The sequence below is a fragment of the Sporofaciens sp. JLR.KK001 genome (assembly GCF_036941055.1).
In the GTDB taxonomy this organism is placed as follows: Bacteria; Bacillota; Clostridia; order Lachnospirales; family Lachnospiraceae; genus Sporofaciens.
In genome coordinates, this window is record NZ_JAYMNO010000001.1 from 2142289 (window position 1) to 2167440 (window position 25152).

A 25152-nucleotide genomic window follows, 5' to 3' on the forward strand; every position below is an offset into this window, starting at 1 on the left:
GTGTAGCATGTATCTGAAAAGCATAGAAGTGCAGGGCTTTAAGTCATTTGCGCATAAGATAAAATTTGACTTCCATAACGGGATCACGGGGATCGTCGGGCCTAACGGAAGCGGGAAGAGCAATGTAGCGGATGCGGTACGGTGGGTCTTAGGGGAACAGAGGATCAAGCAGCTTAGAGGGGGGAGCATGCAGGATGTGATCTTCTCCGGGACGGAGAACCGCAAGCCGCTTAGTTATGCTTCTGTTGCGATCACCCTTGACAATTCCGACCATCAGCTTATGATCGACTTCGAAGAGGTGACGGTGACGAGGAAGCTGTACCGTTCGGGTGAGAGTGAATATCTGATCAACGGGAGCTCCTGCCGTCTGAAGGATGTGAACGAGCTGTTCTACGACACAGGAATCGGTAAGGAAGGGTATTCGATCATCGGACAGGGACAGATTGATAAGATCTTAAGCGGGAAGCCCGAGGAGAGAAGAGAATTGTTCGATGAGGCTGCTGGGATCGTGAAGTTCAAGCGCCGCAAGAACATGTCTGTGAAGAAGTTAGAGGAAGAGCGCCAGAATCTTCTGAGGGTGAATGATATCCTCGCGGAGCTTGAGAAGCAGGTTGGGCCGCTGGAGCGGCAGGCGGAGACTGCCCGGGAATACCTGAAGAAGAAGGAAGAGCTTAAGACGTATGATATCAATATGTTCCTGCTTGAGACAGAGCGTCTGGAGGAACAGGTCAGGGATATGGAGAAGAAGCTTGCCATTACCCGGACAGAGCTTGAGGAAGCCAGCCGGAAGTATGACGATATGAAGACGGAATACGAGTCGGTGGAGGAGCAGGTTGACGGTATTGACGCGTCTATAGAGAAGGCGAAGGGCCAGTTGAATGAGACTAGCATGCTAAAGCAGCAGTTGGAGAACCAGATCGAACTTCTGAAGGAGCAGATCAATAGTATGCATATGAATGATGCACACTATGACCAGCGTGCGAGGACGATCACTTCTGAGATCGGCGTGCGGGAGGATCAGCTCAAGGAATTGGGGAGCGAGGAAGAGGCTATCCAGGTTCAGATCGATGAGCAGACGAAGCTTGAGGAGAAGGCGAGAGCGGAGCTGATCGATGTACAGTCAAGAATCGCGGAGATCACGGCATCGGTTGAACACAAGCAGAGTGAGATCATTGAGATCCTCAACAACAGGGCGTCTACCAAGGCGAAGATCCAGAAATACGACACGATGCTGGAGCAGATCCAGGTAAGGAAAGCAGGCATGAACCGTCAAATCCTGGAGGCAGAGTCGGAAGAACAGGAACAGGAGAAGCGGTTTACAGAGTATCAGAAGGAGTTAGAAGAGATCTCCGGGCAGATCATCAGTCTGTCTAAGGAGAACGACGAATACGAGAAGAAGATCGAGGTACTGCAGGAGCGTCTGACGAAACAGACCGAGCAGTTTCGGATCGGGCAGACAGCGTATCACAGGGAGGAGTCCAGGCTGGAATCTCTGAAAAATATTACGGAGAGGTACGACGGATACGGCAACAGCATCCGGAAGGTGATGGACCGCAAAAGCCAGGAGAAAGGGATCCTGGGAGTTGTTGCCGATATTATCAAGGTTGACAAGGATTACGAGGTCGCGATTGAGACTGCCCTTGGAGGAAATATCCAGAATATCGTCACCTCGGACGACGGGACGGCGAAGAGGATGATCGATTATCTCAAGAAGAATCGGTTCGGGCGCGCAACCTTTCTTCCGCTTACGAATATCCGGGCAAATTCCGGTATAGGAAGGCCGGAGGCGTTAAAGGAACCAGGAGTGATCGGAACGGCGAATACGCTGGTCAAGGTGGAGGCCCGGTATGAGGTGCTTGCGGATTCTCTTCTTGGAAGGACGCTGGTGGTAGACCATATTGACCATGGGCTTGCCATTGCCAAGAAGTACAGGCAGTCTATCAGGATCGTTACCCTGGAGGGAGAGTTGATCAATCCGGGCGGGTCCATGACGGGAGGCGCGTTCAAGAATTCCAGCAATCTGCTTAGCAGACGCCGGGAGATCGAAGAATTCGAGAAGACGGTGAAGCAGTTGAAGCGGGAGATGGACGAGGTGGAGGCGTCCTCGGATCTGTTGAGAAAAGAGCGCGCCGGATATTATGAGAAGTTAGATGAGATCGGCGCGAAGCTTCAGAAGGCGTATGTCATCCAGAATACGGCGAAGATGAATGCGGATCAGGCGGAGGCGAAGATCAGGAATGCAAGAGGGCTTGCGGTGAGCACGAAGGCGGAGGCCGAGAAGCTGGATATCCAGATCACGGATATCGTTGATAACCAGGAATCGATCAGCGTGGAGCTGGATACCTCGGAGAGGCTTGAGCAGGAATTGACGGAGCAGATTGAGAAGGAACAGAAGATCCTGGATATACATCACGAGGAAGAGGCGGGAAAGATCAAGAAGGCAGAAGAGATCCATCTTGAATTCGCCAGCATGGAGCAGAAGATCACATTCGTGGTGGAGAATGTGAATCGTATCCAGGACGAGATCGGCAAGTTCCGGGAAGAGTTAAAGGAGCTTGAGAAGAGCAAGGGCGGAACCTCCAAAGAGATTGAAGAGAAGGAGAAGCAGATTGCAGAACTTCGAGATACCATTGAGAATTCCAGTGAACTGTTTGCAGAGATTCAGGCGGAGATCGAACGGTTTAAGAAGGACAGGGAGGAATTGAATCAGAAGCATAAGGATTTCCTGCAGAAGCGGGAAGACCTCTCGAAGCATATGTCAGATCTTGACAAGGAGGTATTCCGTCTGGAGAGCCAGAAGGAGAATTATGAGGCGGCTTCGGAGAAGCAGATCAATTATATGTGGGAGGAGTACGAGATCACTTATATCCGTGCAAAGGAACTGCGGGATTCGAATCTGACAGACCTTGCCAGGATGAAGAAGCGGGTGCAGGAATTGAAAGGCGAGATCCGCGCCCTGGGGAATGTCAATGTCAATGCGATCGAGGAGTATAAGAATGTATCTGACCGTTATGAATTTCTGAGGGGACAGCACGACGACCTGGTGGAGGCGGAAGCGACGCTTGAGCAGATCATTGAGGAACTGGATGCGGCCATGCGCAAGCAGTTTGCGGAGCAGTTCGGGCGGATCGCCAGTGAGTTTGACATGGTGTTCAAGGAATTGTTCGGCGGCGGCAAGGGCACACTGGAACTGATGGCGGATGAGGATATCCTGGAGGCGGGAATCCGTATCATCGCGCAGCCGCCCGGGAAGAAGCTGCAGAATATGATGCAGTTATCCGGCGGGGAGAAGGCGCTTACGGCGATCGCCCTGTTATTCGCGATTCAGAATCTGAAACCGTCCCCGTTCTGTCTGCTTGATGAGATTGAAGCGGCGTTAGATGATAACAACGTGGTAAGGTTTGCCCAGTATTTACACAAATTGACGAAGAATACCCAGTTTATCGTGATCACTCACAGACGAGGGACCATGACGGCGGCGGACAGGCTGTATGGGATCACCATGCAGGAGAAGGGAATCTCAACGCTGGTATCGGTAAGTCTGTTGGAGGAAGAGTTGGATCAATAGAGTGAGGAAGAAAGCAGGAGGTTAAAGATGGCAGAAGAGAAGAAGGAGAAGACAGGTTTTTTCAGGCGTCTGGTGCAGGGGCTTGGGAAGACGAGAGATAATATCGTGTCCGGGATGGACAGTATTTTTAACGGCTTTTCTCATATTGATGATGATTTCTATGAGGAACTGGAAGAGGTTCTGATCATGGGGGACTTGGGCGTACAGGCGACCTATGATATCCTGGATGATCTGAAGGCGAAGGTTAGGGAGCGGCATATCAAGGAGCCGGCTCAATGCAGGGAGGTCCTGATCGAGAGCATCAAGGAACAGATGGATGTGGGCGAGACGGCCTATGAGTTCGAGGAGAAGACTTCCGTGGTTATGGTAATCGGAGTCAACGGCGTGGGTAAGACGACTACGATCGGGAAGTTGGCAGGGAAGCTTCGCGCTCAGAATAAGAAGGTAGTGCTTGCGGCGGCCGATACCTTCCGCGCGGCGGCCGGAGAGCAGCTTAAGGAATGGGCGAACCGTGCGCAGGCGGATCTGATCGGCGGGCAGGAAGGGTCAGACCCGGCGTCTGTAGTCTATGACGCGGTAGCGTCTGCCAAGGCGAGGCACGCAGACGTGCTGCTGTGCGATACGGCGGGCAGGCTTCATAATAAGAAGAATCTGATGGAAGAATTGAAGAAGATGAATCGGATCATCGACCGGGAATTCCCGGAGGCTTACCGGGAGACGCTGGTGGTACTGGATGCGACTACGGGACAGAATGCGCTGCAGCAGGCGAAGGAGTTCAATGAGGTGGCGGATATTACCGGGATCGTCCTTACGAAGATGGACGGAACGGCGAAGGGCGGGATTGCGGTAGCGATCCATGCAGAGCTAGGGATCCCGGTCAAGTATATCGGGGTCGGCGAGACCATCGACGATCTGCAGAAGTTCGATGCGGATGCGTTTGTACAGGCATTATTTACGGTAGAAGAGGAGGAAGAATAATATGCTGACACTTGAAAAATTCGAACAGGCAAGCGAGCTTGTCAAGAATATCACCAATCCGACCAAATTAGTATACAGTGAGTATCTGAGCCAGGAGACAGGCGGCAGGATCTATCTGAAACCGGAGAATATGCAGTATACCGGAGCATACAAGGTGCGGGGAGCTTATTATAAGATCAGTACGATGAGCGAGGAGGAGCGCACGAGAGGCCTTATTACGGCTTCGGCCGGCAATCATGCCCAGGGCGTCGCTTATGCGGCACAGAAGTTCGGCTGTAAGGTTGTGATCGTGATGCCGACGGTTACTCCGCTGATCAAGGTGAACCGGACTAAGAATTACGGTGCGGAGGTGATTCTCTACGGGGATGTCTATGACGATGCATGCGAGTATGCATTGAAGCTGGCGGAGGAGAAGGGATATACCTTCGTCCATCCCTTCGATGATCCGGATATTGCTACCGGGCAGGGAACGATCGCCATGGAGATCGTGCAGGAGCTTCCGACGGTGGATTACATCCTGGTGCCGGTGGGCGGAGGCGGATTGATCACTGGTGTGTCTGCACTTGCCAAGATGCTGAATCCCAAGATCCAGGTGATCGGTGTGGAACCGTCGCAGGCGGCGAGTATGACGGCGGCGCTTGCTACAGGAGAGCCGGTTTCGCTGGACAGCGCCAACACGATCGCGGACGGTACCGCGGTTAAGCGGGTGGGCGAGAAGATCTTCCCCTATGCCCAGGAGAATATCGACAGGATGCTGACCGTAGAGGACGACGAGCTGATCGGGGCTTTCCTGGATCTGGTGGAGAACCACAAGATGGTGGTGGAGAATTCGGGACTTCTTACGGTCACGGCGTTGAAACAGCTCGACCTTAAGGGTAAGAAGGCGGTAGCGATCTTAAGCGGCGGCAATATGGATGTGATCACCATGTCTTCTATCGTGCAGCACGGGCTGATCCAGAGAGACAGGATCTTCTCCGTATCTGTACTGCTTCCGGATAAGCCGGGTGAATTGGTGAGGGTTGCGGCTACGATCGCAGATGCGAAGGGAAATGTCATCAAGCTTGAGCACAACCAGTTTGTCAGCACCAACCGTAACGCTGCGGTGGAGCTTCGCATCACCATGGAGGCATTTGGAACAGATCATAAGAATGAGATTATGAAGGCATTAGAGGATGAAGGCTTCCGGCCTCGTGAGATCGGAGCGAAGTTATACTGATGCTTTTGGAAATGAACAGGTTTCCTGATTTTCCGGGGAGCCTGTTTTATTGTATGCGGGCAGCGGGGTATTTGATTTAGCTCTTGACAATACGTGTATAATTGTATACAATTATACACGTTAACAATCAAAAGGATATGACACGAAGGAGAGGGCGTACATGGAGAACAGAAAAGTATATTTAGACAAGCACACCAATCTGCTGCAGCTTGAGGAGCACATGTATCCGCTGGTAGATGTGAAGAAGCCGAATGTATTCCGGAATCTGTTTCATTATGACGAGATTCCGAAGATTGCGTTCAATGACCGTATCGTACCTCACAGTATGCCGGATGAGATATGGATCACAGATACAACTTTCCGGGATGGCCAACAGTCGAGGGCGCCGTACAGCACAGAGCAGATCGTAAGGCTCTATGAATATTTTCATAAACTTGGCGGTCCTTACGGGAAGCTTCGTCAGTGTGAGTTCTTCTTATACAGTAAGAAGGACCGGGATGCCGTGTATAAGTGTATGGAGAAGGGGTATGAATTCCCGGAGATCACCAGTTGGATCCGTGCCAGCAAGAAGGATTTTGAGCTGGTGAAGGAGATTGGGATGAAAGAGACGGGGATTCTGGTAAGCTGTTCGGATTATCACATTTTCTATAAATTGAAGATGACGAGAAGAGAATGTATGGATCATTATCTGTCGGTAGTCCGGGAGTGTCTGGAGACGGGGGTGAGCCCGAGATGCCATCTGGAGGATATCACCAGGTCGGATATCTATGGATTCGTGATCCCGTTCTGCTTAGAACTTATGAAGCTGATGGAAGAATATCAGATTCCGGTCAAGGTCCGTGTCTGTGATACCATGGGCTATGGGGTGAATTATCCCGGGGCCGTGATACCAAGATCGATTCCAGGTATCATCTACGGTATCCGTGTCCACGCGGGAGTGCCGAGTGAGCTGATCGAGTTCCACGGGCACAATGATTTCTACAAGGCGGTAAGTAATTCTACGACGGCTTGGCTCTATGGGGCAAGCGGGGTGAACTGCTCCTTATTCGGGATCGGGGAGCGGACAGGGAATACGCCTTTGGAGGCGATGGTGTTCGAATACGCGCAGCTTAGAGGGACATTGGACGGGATGGATACCACAGTGATCACGGAGCTTGCAGAATATTATGAGAAGGAGATCGGATACCGGGTGCCGTCAAGAACGCCGTTTGTGGGGAGGAATTTCAATGTGACGCGTGCCGGGATTCATGCGGACGGTCTTCTTAAGAATGAAGAGATCTATAATGTATTTGATACAGAGAAGTTCCTGAACCGTCCGCCCCTAGTGGCTGTGTCTAACACATCAGGGCTTGCAGGGATCGCGCACTGGATCAATACCTATTTCCGGCTGCCGGAAGACCGGCAGGTGGATAAGAATACAGAGCTGGTTGCCATGGTAAAAGCCTGGGTGGACGGAGAATATGAGAAAGGGCGTGTGACAGTCCTGACGGATGAAGAGTTGTTAGCCGTGATCGAGGATGCACAGAATAGACTGGGATATCGTCTGGAATGAGAAGGAAGGGCAGGAAGGAATGGAAGAGTATCATGACCGCTCGCTGCGGGGGAGAGTATTTCAAAGGCTCAGGGAAGACATCTTGTCGGGAGTCTATCATGAGCATGAAGAGCTTCGGGAGATTACTATCGGGGAGGAATTAGGAGTCAGCCGGACTCCGGTGAGAGAGGCGTTAAGGCAGTTAGAGCTTGAGGGGCTGGTGACCATCATCCCCAATAAAGGCGCCTATGTTACAGGGATCACCCAGAAGGATGTCTATGATATCTATAAGATTCGTTCAATGTTAGAGGGGATGTGCGCCCGATGGGCGACGGAACATATTACGGAGAGACAGATCGAGGAGTTGGAAGAGGTGCTGCTGCTGTCTGAATTTCATTTGCAGAAGAAGGGCGGGGAACAGGCAGAACAGGTGACAGAGCTGGACGGAAAATTCCATAAGGTCTTGTATGAGGCCTCTAACAGCCGTATACTTGAGCATGTATTGTCTGATTTCCACAAATATGTCCAGATGGCGAGAGCTATGTCGGTAGGGGAGAAGAACCGGGCGGTAAGATCGATCCAGGAGCACCGGGAGATCCTGAAGGCGATCAAGGACCGGGATGGAGAGCTGGCGGAGGAGCTGGCCAACCGGCATATTTTGAATGTAATGAAGAATCTGCACCTGTCTGAACAGGTGGTCAGGAGAGAGAACAGAGAAGAACAGGAGGAAATATAGCATGGCAAAGATTAAGATGAACACACCGATCGTAGAGATGGATGGAGACGAGATGACCCGTATCTTGTGGAAGATGATCAAGGATCATCTGTTGGAGCCGTTTATAGAGCTGAATACGGAATATTACGACCTGGGGCTTGAGCACAGGAATGAGACGGACGATCAGGTGACGGTCGATTCTGCGAATGCGACGAAGAAATATAAGGTAGCAGTGAAGTGTGCGACGATCACTCCCAATGCGGCGCGTATGACGGAGTATGACTTAAAAGAGATGTGGAAGAGCCCTAACGGGACAATCCGTGCGATCCTTGACGGGACTGTATTCCGCGCTCCGATCGTAGTGGAGGGGATTGAGCCGTGCGTGCGAAACTGGAAGAAGCCGATCACGATCGCGAGGCATGCCTACGGGGATGTGTACAAGGGGTCGGAGATGAAGATTCCGGGCGCCGGCAAGGTGGAACTGGTATATACGGCAGAGGACGGATCGGAGACGAGAGAGCTGGTTCATGATTTTGACAGCGCGGGTATAGTTCAGGGAATGCATAATATCAGCCAGTCCATTGAGAGCTTTGCAAGGAGCTGTTTTAACTATGCGCTGGATATTAAGCAGGATCTGTGGTTTGCCACTAAGGATACGATCTCCAAAAAGTACGATCACACCTTCAAGGATATTTTCCAGGAGATCTTTGATGCGGAATATAAGGAGAAGTTCGAGGCGGCAGGCATCACATATTTCTATACGCTGATCGATGATGCGGTGGCGCGTGTGATGAAGTCTGAGGGCGGCTATATCTGGGCCTGCAAGAACTATGACGGAGACGTGATGAGCGATATGATCTCATCGGCGTTCGGTTCGCTTGCCATGATGACGTCGGTACTGGTGTCCCCGGATGGGTATTACGAGTATGAGGCTGCCCATGGAACGGTACAGCGTCATTATTATAAGCATCTTGAAGGAGAAGAGACTTCAACCAATTCGGTTGCGACGATATTCGCATGGAGCGGAGCGCTTAGGAAACGCGGAGAATTGGATGGGAATCAGGAATTGATGGAATTTGCCGACCGGCTTGAGAAGGCGACTATTGATACGATCGAAGAAGGAAAGATGACGAAGGATCTGGCTCTGATCACGACGATCAAGAATCCGGTAGTGCTGAACAGTGAAGAATTTATAAAGGCGATAGCCGGGAAGATGTAATTAATCTGCGATTTGGGACGTAGTAAATGGAAGTTTACTGCGTCCCAAATTGATGAATGTCCTGTACCCATTCACAGCTCTTTCTTATATTTGGCAAGGAAGAATGCATAGGAGATGCCGAATATAAGCAGTGCTGCTCCCGCGCCGATGATTCCGACAAGGCCGGCCTTCAGGTCGATCAGAACGGCGGGAAGGAGCATCAGCACATAGGTCATAATGTTGAAGGTCCGCGCCTTGGCCAGATTATGTATACTCTTGGTTCGTTCGTCGTTCAGATCTATGAGCGTCTGCTTGCTTTCTTCCGGATATTTCTCATATTGGTAAGTTGTGCCGAAGTAATTGACAGCGAAAAGGGATAGGAGCATCCCGCCGTAATGCATCAGGGACAGGCAGAGAATGATCCATCTGCTGTTGAAGATGTGCATACACTTTAAACAGAAGCCGATACCGTATAACAGGACGCCGGTGATCAGCATGTAGACTTTCTTTTGAGTGGTTTTCATAGCAGTTCCTCCTGAATCATACTTATGATGTAAAGTTTGCTTTCCGTATTTTCATTATAAGGGATAAACGATGATATGTCAAGTCAGCTTTCCATATTTATTTTTATGTGGTGAAAAAGATTTCAATGTGATATAATTAAAAAATGCAGATAAGCAGGCGTATGCCTGCAGTCAATAGATAAGGTGTGACAGGACGTACGATTTAAGAAGAAGGGAGAACAAGGCAAGATGAAAATACTGATGATTAACGGCACGCTAAGGCAGGGATCAAGCTATCATGTTGGGAAACTGGTGATTGAGAGGATAGCGGAGAATGAGGATCAGATCATTGAATTGTTTCTCCCCAAGGATATGCCGGAATTCTGCCGGGGATGCGCCGCATGCATTACGGAGAGCGAGAAGAGATGCCCGGATTACCTGATGTATATGAAGCGGGTGACCCGTATGATCGATGAGGCGGATCTGCTGGTATTTACGTCGCCGGTCCATGTGCTGCATGTGACGGGAGCCATGAAGGCGCTGCTGGATCACTATGGGTATCGTTTCATGGTGCACAGGCCGGAGGAGAGGATGTTCACCAAGCAGGCAGTGTGTATTACGACGGGCGCAAGGGGAGGCATGAAGTCTACATTAAAGGATATGAAAGGGAGCCTGCTCTTCTGGGGCGTAGGCAGGATCTATTCTTATGGGCCTGCAGTTGCGGCAACGTGCTGGGAAGGTGTGTCTATGCCGGTCAAGGAGAAGATCCTTCAGGATGTTGACAAGCTCTCCTTGAAGCTCACCAGAGAGACGGATCAGGTGGTTCCGGGGATCAAGACCAGGCTGCTGTTCTATATCATGCGCCGTATGCATCAGAAGGGGATGAACCCTGTGGATCAGGCATATTGGAAGGAAAAGGGATGGCTTGACAAGGAACGGCCGTGGAAGAAGAAAGCAGAAGGATAAGAGATATGGGGACGCAGTAAAACATCATTTTACTGCGTCCCCAATTAAGATTTTATACGTCACTTAAGTGTTCCCACTGTTCGTACAGCACTTCCAACTCTTCTGCGATCGAAGCCTTCTCATCTGCCAACTCCTGGCATCTGACGGAATTGGTAAATATTTCTTCCAGTGTCATCATCCCGTCGATCTCTGCGTCCCGTTCCTCAAGCCTGGTGATGCGCTCTTCCGTCTTCTTCAAGTCGTTTTGGCGTTTGCGTGCTCTGGCGTTCGCTTCTTTTTGCTCCTGCCAGCTAAGCTTTGACTCGGATACTGTTTCCGAAGATACAGAGTCAGAGGCGTCTTCTGTTCCGCCTGCATAGACGGCGGTCAGTTCTTCACGTTTCTCCAGGTAATAATCATAATTGCCGATATAATTAACGAAGGTCTGGTTGACCAGATCCAGGATCCGGGTAGCCGTCTGGTTGATAAAATACCGGTCGTGGGATACATAGAGGAGCGTTCCGGTATAGTCGTTCAGCGCCTTCTCAAGGATCTCCTTGGAGGTGATATCCAGGTGGTTGGTAGGTTCGTCCAAGATCAGGAAATTAGCCTTGGAGAGCATCAGCTTGGCAAGAGAAACACGCCCGCGTTCCCCGCCGCTTAAGTCCCCGATCCGTTTGAAGACGTCGTCCCCAGTGAAGAGGAAGGCGGCAAGCATATTGCGGATCTTCGTGTTGGTAAGATCCGGGTAATCGTCCGAGATCTCGTCGAAGATGGTCTTCTCCATGTGGAGGACGTGGTGCTCCTGATCGTAATAGCCGATCTCAACGTTGGTTCCCAGGGTGAAGGTTCCGGAATCCGCGGGGATGACCTGATTCAGGATCTTAAGCAGGGTAGTCTTGCCGGTCCCGTTGTCCCCGATGATGGCGACGTGCTCCCCGCGGCGAAGCTCGAAATTAACATCCCTGAACAATACCTGGTTGGGAAATGCTTTGCTTAGGTGTTCTACAAAGAGCACATCATTGCCGCTTTCACGGGAGGGTTCGAGATTCAGATGGATCTCTGTATTCATCTCTACCGGCTTCTCTACCGGCGTGATCTTCTCAAGCATCTTCTCGCGGCTCTCAGCCCGTTTGATAGACTTCTCCCTGTTGAATGACCGAAGCTTCTCGATCACAGCCTCGTGATGCCGGATCTCCTGCTGCTGGTTCAGATATTCCTTAAGCTGCGCCTCCCTGAGCCGGCGCTTCTTCTCGGCGTATTCGCTGTAATTGCCCATATAAGTCATAAGCTTCCCCATCTCGATCTCCAGGACCTTGGTGACGACGCGGTCAAGGAAATACCGGTCATGGGATACGATCAGCACGGCACCCGGATAGTTCAGAAGATAGGTCTCAAGCCAGGCGATGGAGTTTAAGTCCAGGTGGTTGGTAGGCTCGTCAAGAAGCAGGATATCCGGTCTGGTGAGAAGAAGCTTCCCCAGGGAGACACGGGTCTTCTGACCGCCGGAGAGGGTATCTACCGGTTTGGAGAAATCATCCTCGCAAAATCCCAGCCCCTTCAATACACCGGTGATCTCGCTCTCGCAGGCGTATCCGTTCTCCTGTTCAAATGCCGCCGTCAGGCGGTGATAGGTATTCAGGCGTGCGGACAGAGCATCTCCTTCAAGATGCTTAAGCTCCGTCTCAATCGTGCGGATCTGCTGCTCCATGGCGATGATATCTGCCTTGGCAAGCCTGACCTCCTCGTAGATCGTATTGCCGCTTACCATCTCCTGGTGCTGCGCAAGGTAGCCGAGAGTCTTGCCGCGCGTCAGTGTGATATCGCCGCCGTCGGAGGGCAGTTCCCCTACGATCATCTTGAAAAGGGTGGTCTTCCCTGCGCCGTTTGGTCCGACCAGGGCGGCTTTCTCGTGGTCTTCTATATGAAAGGAACCTCCGGCAACGATCACGTTGTCGCCGAAGGATTTGTTCATTCCATGACATGCCAGTATCATAATATCCTCCTTTTAGCTTTTGTTTTCATTATAACGAAAATAGAATAAAATACAACTAAAAGTTTGACTTTGATCCCGGTATTCTATATAATGAATTTTAGATATGAAATGGAAGGTGAGTAGTTTTGGAAGAAAGAGAGATTTCCCAGGCTGTCATACGCAGGCTGCCGAGATATTACCGGTATCTGGGGGAATTATTAGAACATGGGGTGGAGCGTATCTCGTCCAACGACCTGAGCAGGCGGATGAAGGTGACGGCATCCCAGATCCGGCAGGATCTTAATAATTTCGGAGGGTTCGGGCAGCAGGGATACGGATATAATGTAAAGTATTTATATACAGAGATCGGCAAGATCTTAGGATTGGAAGAAGATCATCACATGATCATCATCGGGGCTGGTAATCTGGGGCAGGCGTTGGCGAATTACGCCGCATTTGAGAAGAGGGGCTTCATCCTGAAGGGGATCTTTGATGTGAACCCAAGGCTCCAGGGCGTGTCGATCCGAGGTGTTCCGGTGAGGATGTTAGACGAGCTGGGTGAGTTTGTGCGTGAGAATGAAGTAGAGATCGCGGCATTGACCATACCCAAGGAGAAGGCGATCGAGGTGGCGAATATCCTGGTAGAGAACGGTGTGAGGGCTATCTGGAATTTTGCCCATACAGATCTGAACCTGCCTGAACACATTATTGTTGAGAATGTGCACTTGTCAGAGAGCTTGATGCAGCTATCCTACAAGATCAGCCGGTATAACGAAGAACACAAATAATAGCAAGGATCAAGGCGTGTAATAACAGCATGTACGTGCAGGCAGGGTTACACGTCCTTTTTACTGCAAGAGACAGGAGGTGTGGGAGATGAGATATCTGGCAGACGGCTCTCAGATGAAGAGGGCGGACCAGTATACGATACATAAGGCAGGTATCCCGTCGCTTAAGTTGATGGAGCGCGCTGCCAGGGCCTGCGTAGAGGTGATGGAAGAAGAGAGGTTCGATCTTACGAAGGCCTGTATTGTGTGCGGTTCCGGGAATAACGGAGGAGACGGGTTTGCGATCGCAAGGCTTCTCCTTCGAAAAGGATATCATGCAAGGGTCTGTTTTGTAGGCGATGAATCCCATTGTACACAGGAGACAAGGCAGCAGATCGAATGGTTTCAGGAAATCGGCGGCAAAATATGCAACGAATATATAGAAGATGAATATAGTATCATCATAGACGCAGTCTTTGGTGTGGGTCTTTGCCGCAAGATCACGGGGAAATACGCAGATGTGCTGAGGAAGATGAATGAAGCAAAGGCGGTCAAATTCGCCGTTGACCTGCCGTCGGGGATATCGGCGGATACGGGCTGCGTGCTGGGGGAAGCCTTTCAGGCGGATCTCACGGTAACGTTCCAGTTGGAAAAACTGGGACTTGTATTCTATCCGGGCAGTGAGTATGCAGGATGGGTACATACGGCGGATGTGGGGATACATACAGAACAGCTTGCTGAGGAGTATCAGATGGCGTATGCCTGTGACGAGGAGGACTACCGTGCCATGCTGCCGATACGGAAGGCAGATTCGAATAAAGGGACTTACGGGAAGCTTCTGGTGATCGCGGGCAGCAAAGGAATGTCGGGCGCAGCATATCTGAATGCCAGGGCAGCATATCTTGCGGGCGCAGGCCTGGTGCGGATCTATACACCGGAAGAGAACCGGATGATCCTCCAGCAGCAGCTACCTGAGGCGATCATTACTTCCTATACGGATTATCAGGAGGAGGAGCTTCTGGAATTACTTGAATGGGCGGATGTGATCTGTATTGGTTCAGGGATCGGGACCGGCGAAGTATCGCAGAAGCTTGTGAAGAAGACTCTGGAAGGAAGAAAGGTTCCGTGTCTGATCGATGCGGATGGTCTGAATATCCTGGCCGGGCATCCGGAATATCTGAGAGAATGCGCGGATCCATCCGGACGCACAGGATGCGGTCTTGTGCTGACGCCCCATATGAAGGAGATGTCCAGGCTGACGGGAAGAAGCATAGAAAAGCTTAAGGAAGACAGGATGCGGATCCTTGAGGGATATACGGACAGATTCGGCTGCACCTGTGTACTCAAGGATTCAAGGACGGCGGCAGTGTCGCCGCAAGAAGGGATCTGTGTGAATCAGTCGGGGAATGCGTCTATGGCGAAGGCAGGAGCCGGTGATGTGCTGGCAGGGGTGATCGCGGGTCTGATGGCTCAGGGGCTTCAAAGCCACAGTGCAGCGGCGCTTGGGACATATCTTCACGGCCGTTCAGGGGACCTTGCGCGTGCGGCAAAGGGAAGCTACAGTGTTATGGCAGGAGATTTGCTGACTTATTTAAGCGAGGCATTCAGAAGCCTGGAGGGAGAGGACCCCAAAGGGAGACCCGGAATCATCGTTCATAAGAGACGCTTCCGGTCCGGCGACGCCGGTCCTTCGCCGGAGCATACGTCAGACGCCCTGAAGATTTACAGCAGGGTATGTGCAAGGATCGATCTGGATGCGATCGAGTATAATATGGAGATGATGAAGCAGAATTTGGAAGACGGCGTGCAGATTATCAGCGTGATCAAATCCGACGGTTATGGACACGGCGCGCTGCAGATCGCAAGATTTCTGGAGAGTAAAGAGTATATCTGGGGATATGCGCTGGCGGCGCTTGATGAGGCGGTGGTCTTAAGAAAAGGCGGGATCACCAAACCGCTTCTGGTGCTGGGCTGTATCTTCCCGGAGCAGTGGTGTGAGATGATCGATGAAGAGATCCGCATGACGGTCTATACGAAGGATATGGCAAAGAGGGTATCCGACCTGGCGGTACGCATGGGGAAGCAGGCATACATCCATATCAAGGTGGATACGGGTATGTCGCGTCTCGGTTTCCCAGTCTGTGAAGAGAGCGCGGATCATATCAGGGACATTATCCAGATGCCGAATCTTGTGGTGGAGGGCATGTATACGCATTTTGCGAAAGCGGATGAGGCTGAGAAGGCATTTACAAGGAAGCAGATAGAAGACTATCTCTGGATGAAGAAGGCGCTTGAGAGAAGGTCGGTCAGGATCCGATACCACCACAGTTCCAACAGCGCCGGGATCATAGATGTTAAGGAAGCGAATATGGATCTGGTGAGAGCCGGGATCGCGACCTACGGACTGTATCCGTCTGAGGAGGTTAAGAAGGGCAACGTCCCTCTTCGGCCGGCGATGGAGCTTCTAAGCCATGTGACTCATGTGAAATGGGTGGAGGCAGGTACGCCGGTGAGCTATGGGGGAACATTCACAGCGGCAAGGCCTACCAGGGTCGCCACGATTCCGGTGGGTTACGGGGACGGCTACTCAAGGAGCCTGTCGAACCAGGGATATGTGCTGATCCATGGAAAGAAGGCGCCGATCATCGGCCGTGTGTGCATGGACCAGTTCATGGTGGATGTAACGGATATTGAAGATGTGCAGTTCGGAGATAAGGCAGTGCTGATCGGGGAAGACGGCGGGGAGCGGATCACCGTGGATGAATTAAGCAGCCTGTCAGACCGGTTCAACTATGAATTTATCTGCAGCTTCGGCAAGAGAGTGCCGAGAGAATATCTGCGTTTCGGCGAAGTTGTGGAACAGATGGATTATTTTGCATAACTCTGTAGAATACATCCGAGAAAAGATGGTAATACTTATCATATCTTAAGAATCGGAGTGTGAATAGAGTGCAGGTAAGACGTGGAGATATATTTTATGCAGATTTAAGCCCGGTGGTGGGTTCGGAACAAGGAGGCATCCGGCCGGTATTGATCATACAGAATGATGTGGGGAACAGGCACAGCCCAACGGTGATCTGTGCCGCCATTACTTCGCGGATGAATAAGGCGAAGCTGCCGACACATGTGGAGATTGATGCAAGGAGATATCAGATCGTTAAGAATTCGGTCGTATTGCTGGAGCAGGTAAGGACCATAGATAAGCAGCGGCTTAAGGATCTGGTATGCCATCTGGATAAAGAGATAATGAACAAAGTAGATGAAGCCTTGAAAGTCAGTTTTGAGCTTCATACATAGCAAAGGAGTATGAAACAACAGTTATGGAAGAAGGCAGTTTATTCCAAAGGATGAAGCATCTGTTCCAGGGTGAGGATGAGATGGACGAGGGCGCCCAGAAGGAGGCGGCGGGACTGATCCACAATATCATCCGCTACATGGATAAGGATGCGAAGGACATTATGACACACCGGAAGCATATTACCGTGATCGACAGCGGGGAGCTTCTGGAGGATGCGCTTAAGTTCATGCTGGGGGAGAATTATTCCAGATTCCCCATCTGCGAGGGAGAGATCGATTCTATCATCGGGATCATACATCTTCGGGAGGCAATGTCATGTTATCTGGATGAAAAGCTCCGCAAGGTCCCCCTTCGGGAACTTACAGGATACATAAGGCCGGCGGCATTCATACCAGAGACGAAGAGTATCGATACCCTATTCAAGGAGATGCAGGCAGACCAGAACCATATAAGGATCGTGCTGGATGAATACGGACAGACGTCAGGGCTTGTGACGATGGAGGATATCCTGGAAGAGATCGTGGGCAATATTCTGGACGAACATGACGAGGCTGAGGTAAGGATCCAGCGGCAGCAGAACGGCAATTATCTGGTCAATGGAATGGTAGGCTTAGACGATCTGGAGGATGTGCTTGCGATCTCATTTGATCAGGAAGAGTTCGAGACGCTGAATGGATTCTTAGTCCATCAGTTAGACCGGATCCCGGGCGAGGACGAACGGTGTGTTGTTGATTACGGAGGCTACCGGTTCACGGTCCTTCTTGTGGATAACAATACAATCCAGAGGGTTAAGATTGAAAAACGCTGGGAAGAGTGATAGAATAAGAAACCGATAAAGAGTAAAAGATAAGAGAGGGATGGATTATGTCAGGACATTCAAAATTTGCGAATATCAAGCATAAAAAAGAGAAGAACGATGCGGCGAAGGGCAAGATATTTACCAAGATCGGGAAGGAGCTTGCGGTGGCGGTCAAAGAAGGCGGAAGCGCGGATCCGGCCAATAACAGCCGCCTGCGCGACGTGATCGCGAAGGCGAAGGCCAACAATATGCCGAACGATACGATCGACCGTAATATCAAGCGCGCGGACAGCGATGCCAATGCCGCCAGTTATGAGCATATTACATATGAAGGCTATGGGCCGAACGGTACGGCGATCATCGTTGAGACGCTGACGGACAACAAGAACCGTACCGCTTCCAACGTAAAGAACGCATTTACCAAAGGGAACGGCAATGTGGGAACGCCGGGCTGCGTCTCCTTCATGTTCGACAAGAAGGGACAGATCGTGGTAGACAAGGAAGAGTATGAGACGGACCCGGATGAACTGATGATGATGGCGCTCGACGCAGGCGCGGAGGATTTCGCGGAGGAAGAGGACAGCTATGAGATTCTGACTTCCCCGGAGGATTTCAGTTCCGTGCGCCAGGCCATGGAGGACGCGGGGGTTCCCATGGCTGCGGCTCAGGTGACGATGATCCCGCAGACCTATGTGGAGCTTACCGACGAGAAGGATATTGCAAATATCCAGAAGACGCTGGATATGCTGGATGACGACGATGATGTCCAGGATGTGTATCATAACTGGGACGAGTAGGTTTCGTATCGGTTACGGTTGTATCAGTATGGAGGAACAGGATGGAAGAGACCAGAAAGGCACTGGAAGACTTTTTCGACAAGATGCTGGGGAGTATCCAGTATTTTAAGAAGGAGACTTATGAGGAATTTTTTAAAGAGGCGTACGACAGGCATAGAAGCCTGATCATGTCCCTGCCCGCCCTGTGTGAAGAGCAGGAGGCGGATGAGGATCGGATGATCGGGGAGCTTGCGGCGGTGATCCCGGCATATGTGAAGCAGAAGGGCCAGGAGATGTCTAAGAAGCAGAAGAGCAGGGCAGGTATGGATTATAACCTGACGATGGCCGTCTATGTGGTTCCTATGCTTTGCTATCAGAGGGTTCCGGTGAATGAGCGGATCGCCGGACGGATGGTGGAACTCTGGAACGAGACGAAGGTGACGGAGTATACGCTTCTCAAGTCGGAATTCGGCCAGATCGCCGGCGGTTTCAGGAAGAAATTGTTTGGTATATTTTAACGGAAGGAGAAAGCGATGAGCGATTATAAGATAGAAACCAAATGTATACAGTCGGGGTATGAGCCCGGCAACGGTGAAGCGAGGGTATTGCCGATCTATCAGAGTACAACCTTCAAGTACAGCTCCAGCGAGCAGATGGGTCGCCTGTTTGATCTGGAGGAGTCCGGGTATTTCTATACCCGTCTTCAGAATCCGACCAATGACGCTGTAGCGGCGAAGATCTGCGATATGGAGGGCGGTGCGGCGGCCATGCTTACTTCTTCCGGTCAGGCTGCTAACTTCTATGCGGTGATGAATATTGCGAAGGCGGGCGATCATATCGTATGTGCGTCTGCTCTCTATGGGGGGACTTATAATCTCTATGCCCACACGATCCGGAAGATGGGAGTGGAGGCTACATTCGTGGATCCAGACTGCACGGAAGAAGAATTAAACGCGGCATTTCAGGAGAATACCAAGGCTGTGTTTGGGGAAAGTATTGCCAATCCGGCCCTGGTGGTCCTGGATTTTGAGAAATTTGCGAAGGCGGCTCATGCACATGGGGTGCCGTTTATCGTAGATAATACGTTTGCAACGCCGATCAATTGCCGGCCTTTTGAGTGGGGAGCGGATATCGTGACCCATTCCACTACCAAATACATGGACGGACATGCATCCTGCGTGGGCGGCGCCATCGTGGACAGCGGTAATTTCAGCTGGGAGGCTTATGCAGATAAGTTCCCGGAGCTTACAAGCCCGGATGAGACCTATCACGGAATCGTATATACCGAGCGTTTTGGGAAGGGCGCTTATATCACGAAGGCAACGGCGCAGCTGATGCGTGATCTTGGATCGATCCAGTCTCCGCAGAATGCGTTTCTTCTGAATATCGGACTTGAGACGCTTCATCTTCGGATGGCGAGACATTGCGAGAATGCGCTTGGGGCGGCAAAGTTCCTTCAGGGGCATGAGAAGGTGGCGTGGGTGAATTGCCCGTCCCTGCCGGGCGACAAGTATTATGAGCTTGCGAAGAAATATATGCCGGGCGGAACCTGCGGCGTGATCACCTTTGGCTTAAAGGGCGGCAGAGAGGCTGCGGTCCGCATGATGGATGCTTTGAAGATGATCGCCATCGTGACGCATGTGGCGGACGCAAGAAGCTGCGTGCTCCATCCGGCAAGCCATACTCACCGCCAGATGAACGACCAGGAGCTCTTAGAGGCAGGCGTGCAGCCGGATCTGATCCGCTTCAGCGTGGGAATCGAGAATATCGAAGACATCGTGGCAGATCTGACGCAGGCGCTTATGCAGGTATCGTTATAGATCAGAGTATATCCGAATGGGTATAAAAAAACAGAAACACTTCCATACTAAGCACGAGAGAATATGTATGGAGGTGTTTTTTATGTCAGACGGAGCGCACGAAGAGCAAAAGAGAGAACAGATCAAGGAACTGGGAAGCGTGGACTTAGAGGGGAATAAGAGCAGGCACAGGATCAAGCTTCTGACGGTGATCGGCGAGATCGAGGGGCATGAGGCTGTATCCGGCAACGCGAAATCGACCAAATACGAACATATGCTTCCGCTGCTTGCGGAGGTTGAGGACAGCGATGAGATCGAGGGGCTTCTGATCCTCCTGAATACGCTGGGAGGTGATGTGGAGGCCGGGCTCTCCATTGCTGAGATGATCGCATCCTTGAGTAAGCCTACGGTATCGCTGGTGCTTGGCGGCAGCCATTCGATCGGAGGGCCGCTTGCGGTGTCTGCGAAGTATTCCTTCATCGTACCAAGCGGGACCATGATCATCCATCCGGTCCGGTCTAACGGGATGTTCATCGGGATTACCCAGAGCCTGCGCAATATGATCAAGACGCAGGATCGGATCACCCGTTTTCTGGCCGACCATTCGCGTATGACACAGAAGAGGATCGAGGAATTGATGCTGAATCAGACGGAGCTTGTGAAGGATGTGGGAACCCTGCTGGAGGGAAAGGATGCGGTGAGAGAAGGATTGATCGATGAAGTAGGGGGAATGAGCGATGCATTGAATAAATTGCACGAAATGATCGATCAGTGGCGGGATAAAAAGAGTGAAAATAGGTAATGACAGTCCTTTTCAAAAATGCTATACTAATATATAGTATTGCCAGAATAAGGGGGAGAATATGATGGCTGCTAAAGCAAATAAACGGGGGAGCAGGAAGCAGACAAAAAAGAAGAATACGGAGACAGGTTTTGTCGGAATAGAGATCGTCATATGGGTGACACTTGCGGTGAGTGTCCTGATGATGATCAGTAATTTTGGATTCGGAGGATTCATAGGCGAGGCCATTGCCGGGAACCTGGCAGAGTTCTTTGGATGGGCGGCATATGTGATACCGATTGTATTATTCTGGGCCGTGACATTTCTGATCTCGAACCGGGGGAATCCCAACGCCTACCTTAAGGTGGCTGCAAGCCTGTGCATGGTGGTTCTTTCCTGCACGTTTCTTGAGCTTATTGACGACGGCGGCGGGCGGCTTGGCCAGAGTCTTGCCGGGATGCTGACGCCTGCCATAGGAGTCGCAGGAACCTATGTTGTGGCCGTTACCTTCATGATCATCTGTCTGGTGATCATCACCGGCAAATCAGCGCTCAAGGGTGTTAAGAGCCAGAGCGGCAAGGTGTACGACAGGGCCAGAAGGGATGCGGCGCGAAGGCGTGAGCAGGCCCAGGAACGAAGACAGATCCGGGAGACACAGATGCTTGACGGAGACGGCGGGAAGCCAAGAGCCCGCAGGAGAAGCGACAGGCATGTGGAGGGCGTCTCTTTTGACACGGAGATCGCGAAGAAGTCTCCGGACGTAAAGGAGCTGACGATCGATCCGCCTAAGGAGAAGACTAAGGGCAGAGGAAAGAAGGCGCAGCCGGCAGAGGAACCGCCGATGGAGATGGAATTTGAGATCAACCGCGGCATGGATGAGGCAGTTGACCATGAGACGGAGGAGCCGGCAGAGCCATATGTTTCTGCGGATCCGCGGAGTCATACGGTTCCGGATATTGGGCTGCAGCCGGACGGCAGGGCAGAAGACGGGGACGATGCCCCAAGGAAGCGCAGTAAGAAGGCCAGCAGGGAGGAAGAGATTAAGGACGAGACGGCGGCAGTGGCATCCGCGGTCCTTACGGAGAATCAGAAGCCTAAGAAGGCGTATCATATCCCGCCGATCTCCCTCCTTAAGAAGGGGACGAAGCAGAAGGGAGAGTCCGACGCGCAGCTTCGGGAGACTGCTATGAAGCTGCAGCAGATCCTGCAGAACTTCGGTGTGAAGGTCACGGTGACCAATGTAAGCTGCGGTCCTTCGGTGACCCGGTATGAGCTCCAGCCGGAGATGGGTGTGAAGGTCAGCAAGATCGTAGGACTCTCTGATGATATCAAGCTTAATCTGGCGGCAGCGGATATCCGTATTGAGGCGCCGATCCCGGGGAAGGCGGCGGTGGGAATCGAGGTTCCCAACAAGGAGAATTCTGCTGTCATGCTGAGAGACCTGCTGGAATCTTCGGAGTTCAAGAACAGTCGTTCCAAGATCTCATTTGCGGTGGGCAAGGATATCGGCGGGAAGACGGTAGTGACGGATATCGGCAAGATGCCTCACGTACTGATTGCCGGCGCTACAGGTTCCGGTAAATCGGTGTGTATCAATACATTGATCATGAGTATCCTGTATAAGGCGGAGCCGGATGAGGTGAAGCTTATCATGATCGACCCCAAGGTGGTGGAACTGAGTGTCTATAACGGAATCCCGCATCTGATGATCCCCGTGGTCACGGATCCTAAGAAGGCTGCCGGAGCCCTTAACTGGGCGGTGGCAGAGATGGATCGCCGGTACCGGGTGTTCGCGGAATACAGCGTCAGAGATATGAAGGGATATAACGAGAAGATCGCGTCCATGCCGCCAAAGGACGGGGTGAAGGAAGATCCGCTGCCTCAGATCATCGTGATCGTGGACGAGTTGGCGGACCTGATGATGGTTGCGCCGGGAGAGGTAGAAGGGGCGATCTGCCGTCTGGCACAGCTTGCCAGGGCGGCAGGGATCCATCTGGTGCTGGCAACTCAGCGGCCGTCCGTGAATGTCATCACGGGTCTGATCAAGGCGAACATGCCGTCGAGGATCGCATTCTCCGTGTCATCGGGAGTGGATTCCAGGACGATCATAGATATGAACGGGGCAGAGAAGCTTCTTGGCAAAGGAGATATGCTGTTCTATCCGTCCGGCTATCAGAAGCCCGCCAGGGTTCAGGGATCCTTTGTCACGGACAAGGAAGTACAGGATGTGGTTGAGTATCTCAAGGAGAATAACGAGGAAGTTACATACGATGAGGAGGTTGTGAACCATGTCAATACGAGCCCGGAGGGCGGCATGGCCGTGCCGGCGGGAGCGGCGGAGGAAGACAGCCACGACGCGTATTTTATAGATGCGGGCCGGCTGATCATTGATAAGGACAAGGCGTCGATCGGGATGCTGCAGCGTGCCTTCAAGATCGGCTTTAACCGTGCGGCAAGGATTATGGATCAGTTGGCAGAGGCTGGAGTCGTGGGTCCTGAGGAAGGGACGAAGCCAAGGAAGGTGTTGATGACCCCGGAGGAATTCGACCAGTATGCGGCGGAGAATTAGATATGTTTGCAAGTGTAACCATGAAATGATAAAAGAAAGGGAAGGGGAAACCAATGAAAACAGATATTCAGATTGCACAGGAAGCACAGATGGCACACATCAGGGATGTGGCGGCGAACGTAGGGATCATGGAGGAAGAATTGGAATTCTATGGAAAGTATAAGGCGAAGCTTTCCGATGAGGTGTGGGAACGGATCAAAGACAGGCCGGACGGGAAGCTGGTACTTGTGACTGCGATCAATCCGACTCCTGCAGGAGAGGGTAAGACGACGACGACGGTTGGCCTGGGGCAGGCGTTGGCGAAGCTTGATAAGAAAGCGATCATCGCCCTTCGTGAGCCGTCCCTTGGCCCTTGCTTCGGGATCAAAGGAGGAGCTGCCGGAGGCGGATATGCGCAGGTTGTTCCCATGGAGGATCTGAATCTTCATTTTACAGGAGATTTCCATGCGATCACGTCGGCTAATAACCTGCTTGCGGCTATGCTGGATAATCACATCCAGCAGGGGAATGCCCTTAAGATCGATCCAAGACAGGTGATCTGGAAGCGCTGTCTGGATATGAATGACAGGAACCTGCGCAATATTGTGGTAGGCCTTGGCAGCAAGATGGACGGGATGGTAAGAGAGGATCATTTCGTGATCACAGTTGCGTCCGAGATCATGGCGATCCTCTGTCTTGCCGAGGATATCAGGGACTTAAAAGAACGCCTCGGCAAGATCATCGTGGCTTATAATTTCAGCGGAGATCCGGTGACGGCCGAAGATCTCCAGGCGACAGGAGCTATGACGGCGCTCCTTAAGGATGCGATCAAGCCGAACCTGATCCAGACTTTAGAGCACACGCCGGCGCTTGTCCACGGCGGGCCTTTTGCCAATATCGCCCATGGCTGCAACAGTGTGAGGGCAACAAGGATGGCGCTGAAGCTGAGTGATATCACAGTGACGGAGGCCGGGTTCGGCGCGGACTTAGGCGCTGAGAAGTTCCTGGATATCAAGTGCAGGAAGGCTGGTTTTAAGCCGGATGCAGTAGTTTTGGTTGCAACTGTGCGCGCTTTGAAGTATAATGGTGGAGTTGCCAGAGAAGATCTCTCCAAGGAGAATCTGGATGCACTTGCCAAGGGTATCGTCAATCTGGAGAAGCATATCGAAAATATCCAGAAATACGATGTTCCGGTTGTGGTGACGCTGAATTCCTTCGTGACGGATACGGAGGCGGAGAATGAATATATCCGCAGCTTCTGCGAGAAGAAGGGCTGTGAATTCGCGCTGTCCGAGGTATGGGAGAAGGGCGGCGAGGGCGGTATTGCTCTGGCCGAGAAGGTACTTCATACCCTTGAGAACAAGGAGAGTCATTTCCATACTCTTTATCCGGACGAGCTGTCTCTGGAGGAGAAGATCGAGACGATCTCCAGGGAGATATACGGCGCAAGGGGTGTTGTCTATGAGCCGGCGGCTAAGAAGCAGCTTGCGAAGATCGCATCCATGGGATTCGGCAGTCTTCCGGTCTGCATGGCGAAGAATCAGTATTCTCTGTCTGATGACGCGAAGAAGCTGGGACGCCCTGTGGATTTCGATATCCATATCAGGGAAGTATATGTCAGCGCCGGAGCCGGATTCGTAGTGGCTCTTACAGGAGCGATCATGACGATGCCGGGATTGCCCAAGGTTCCGGCGGCGAATGGGATCGATGTGTCTGACGACGGAAAGATTACCGGATTGTTTTAGGAATCTGGGG

19 protein-coding genes and 1 pseudogene are annotated in these 25152 nt (G+C 51.8%); 18 read left to right on the forward strand and 2 right to left on the reverse strand.

Going from position 1 to position 25152, the window contains the following annotated elements; genetic code table 11:
- Window positions 1-7 precede the first annotated feature (7 nt).
- From smc to VSQ62_RS11295, 6 genes are all read left to right on the forward strand, one after another.
- The gene (gene smc / locus VSQ62_RS11270; protein WP_334635014.1) at window positions 8-3568 is read left to right on the forward strand and encodes a chromosome segregation protein SMC; all 3561 of its coding nucleotides are present in this window, start codon (window positions 8-10) and stop codon (window positions 3566-3568) included.
- Window positions 3569-3595: 27 nt separating this feature from the next.
- Window positions 3596-4546, forward strand: a complete 951-nt coding sequence (ftsY, locus tag VSQ62_RS11275; RefSeq protein WP_334635015.1) for a signal recognition particle-docking protein FtsY — start codon at window positions 3596-3598, stop codon at window positions 4544-4546.
- 1 nt (window position 4547) lies between these two features.
- The gene (ilvA, locus tag VSQ62_RS11280; protein ID WP_334635016.1) at window positions 4548-5762 is read left to right on the forward strand and encodes a threonine ammonia-lyase; all 1215 of its coding nucleotides are present in this window, start codon (window positions 4548-4550) and stop codon (window positions 5760-5762) included.
- A gap of 160 nt (window positions 5763-5922) precedes the next feature.
- Window positions 5923-7314: a hydroxymethylglutaryl-CoA lyase-like TIM-barrel protein gene (locus tag VSQ62_RS11285; RefSeq protein WP_334635017.1), complete on the forward strand. Its 1392-nt coding sequence runs from the start codon at window positions 5923-5925 to the stop codon at window positions 7312-7314.
- A 19-nt stretch (window positions 7315-7333) separates the two neighbouring features.
- Entirely contained in the window at window positions 7334-8029 is a 696-nt protein-coding gene (locus VSQ62_RS11290) for a GntR family transcriptional regulator (RefSeq protein WP_334637634.1), read from the forward strand.
- Between the two features lies 1 nt (window position 8030).
- On the forward strand, window positions 8031-9227 hold the full coding sequence (locus VSQ62_RS11295) for an NADP-dependent isocitrate dehydrogenase (RefSeq protein ID WP_334635018.1): 1197 nt from the start codon (window positions 8031-8033) through the stop codon (window positions 9225-9227).
- A 71-nt stretch (window positions 9228-9298) separates the two neighbouring features.
- Here VSQ62_RS11295 and VSQ62_RS11300 read toward each other — a convergent pair whose 3' ends face one another.
- The gene (locus VSQ62_RS11300) at window positions 9299-9730 is read right to left on the reverse strand and encodes a hypothetical protein (RefSeq protein ID WP_334635019.1); all 432 of its coding nucleotides are present in this window, start codon (window positions 9728-9730) and stop codon (window positions 9299-9301) included.
- Window positions 9731-9958: 228 nt separating this feature from the next.
- Between VSQ62_RS11300 and VSQ62_RS11305 the strand changes: the two genes are divergently transcribed.
- Window positions 9959-10675 carry a flavodoxin family protein gene (locus tag VSQ62_RS11305; RefSeq protein ID WP_334635021.1) on the forward strand — a complete coding sequence of 239 codons (717 nt, stop codon included), beginning with the start codon at window positions 9959-9961 and terminating at the stop codon, window positions 10673-10675.
- Window positions 10676-10727: 52 nt separating this feature from the next.
- Here the strand turns inward: VSQ62_RS11305 and abc-f are convergent, their stop codons facing one another.
- The gene (gene abc-f / locus VSQ62_RS11310) at window positions 10728-12650 is read right to left on the reverse strand and encodes a ribosomal protection-like ABC-F family protein (RefSeq protein ID WP_334635022.1); all 1923 of its coding nucleotides are present in this window, start codon (window positions 12648-12650) and stop codon (window positions 10728-10730) included.
- Window positions 12651-12775: 125 nt separating this feature from the next.
- On the opposite strand from abc-f, the gene VSQ62_RS11315 reads away from it, so the two are divergent.
- The 11 genes and pseudogenes from VSQ62_RS11315 (at window position 12776) to VSQ62_RS11365 (ending at window position 25142) form a co-directional block, all read left to right on the forward strand.
- Window positions 12776-13417, forward strand: a complete 642-nt coding sequence (locus VSQ62_RS11315) for a redox-sensing transcriptional repressor Rex (protein ID WP_334635024.1) — start codon at window positions 12776-12778, stop codon at window positions 13415-13417.
- A gap of 115 nt (window positions 13418-13532) precedes the next feature.
- Window positions 13533-14990: pseudogene (locus VSQ62_RS11320) on the forward strand (NAD(P)H-hydrate dehydratase); the annotation flags it as partial.
- Window positions 14991-15110: 120 nt separating this feature from the next.
- Window positions 15111-16277 carry an alanine racemase gene (gene alr, locus VSQ62_RS11325; RefSeq protein ID WP_334637635.1) on the forward strand — a complete coding sequence of 389 codons (1167 nt, stop codon included), beginning with the start codon at window positions 15111-15113 and terminating at the stop codon, window positions 16275-16277.
- A 68-nt stretch (window positions 16278-16345) separates the two neighbouring features.
- Complete coding sequence (locus tag VSQ62_RS11330) at window positions 16346-16693, forward strand: type II toxin-antitoxin system PemK/MazF family toxin (protein ID WP_334635025.1); 348 nt, start codon at window positions 16346-16348, stop codon at window positions 16691-16693.
- 23 nt (window positions 16694-16716) lie between these two features.
- Window positions 16717-17511: a hemolysin family protein gene (locus tag VSQ62_RS11335; protein ID WP_334635026.1), complete on the forward strand. Its 795-nt coding sequence runs from the start codon at window positions 16717-16719 to the stop codon at window positions 17509-17511.
- A 47-nt stretch (window positions 17512-17558) separates the two neighbouring features.
- Window positions 17559-18290 carry a YebC/PmpR family DNA-binding transcriptional regulator gene (locus VSQ62_RS11340; RefSeq protein ID WP_334635027.1) on the forward strand — a complete coding sequence of 244 codons (732 nt, stop codon included), beginning with the start codon at window positions 17559-17561 and terminating at the stop codon, window positions 18288-18290.
- A gap of 41 nt (window positions 18291-18331) precedes the next feature.
- A complete protein-coding gene (locus tag VSQ62_RS11345; protein WP_334635028.1) occupies window positions 18332-18787 on the forward strand; it encodes a hypothetical protein in 456 nt (151 codons plus the stop codon).
- Window positions 18788-18802: 15 nt separating this feature from the next.
- On the forward strand, window positions 18803-20089 hold the full coding sequence (locus tag VSQ62_RS11350) for an O-acetylhomoserine aminocarboxypropyltransferase/cysteine synthase family protein (protein ID WP_334635030.1): 1287 nt from the start codon (window positions 18803-18805) through the stop codon (window positions 20087-20089).
- An 82-nt stretch (window positions 20090-20171) separates the two neighbouring features.
- On the forward strand, window positions 20172-20870 hold the full coding sequence (locus tag VSQ62_RS11355; protein ID WP_334635031.1) for a ClpP family protease: 699 nt from the start codon (window positions 20172-20174) through the stop codon (window positions 20868-20870).
- Between the two features lie 64 nt (window positions 20871-20934).
- Complete coding sequence (locus VSQ62_RS11360) at window positions 20935-23418, forward strand: FtsK/SpoIIIE family DNA translocase (RefSeq protein WP_334637636.1); 2484 nt, start codon at window positions 20935-20937, stop codon at window positions 23416-23418.
- Window positions 23419-23471: 53 nt separating this feature from the next.
- Entirely contained in the window at window positions 23472-25142 is a 1671-nt protein-coding gene (locus tag VSQ62_RS11365) for a formate--tetrahydrofolate ligase (RefSeq protein WP_334635032.1), read from the forward strand.
- Window positions 25143-25152: the final 10 nt, after the last annotated feature.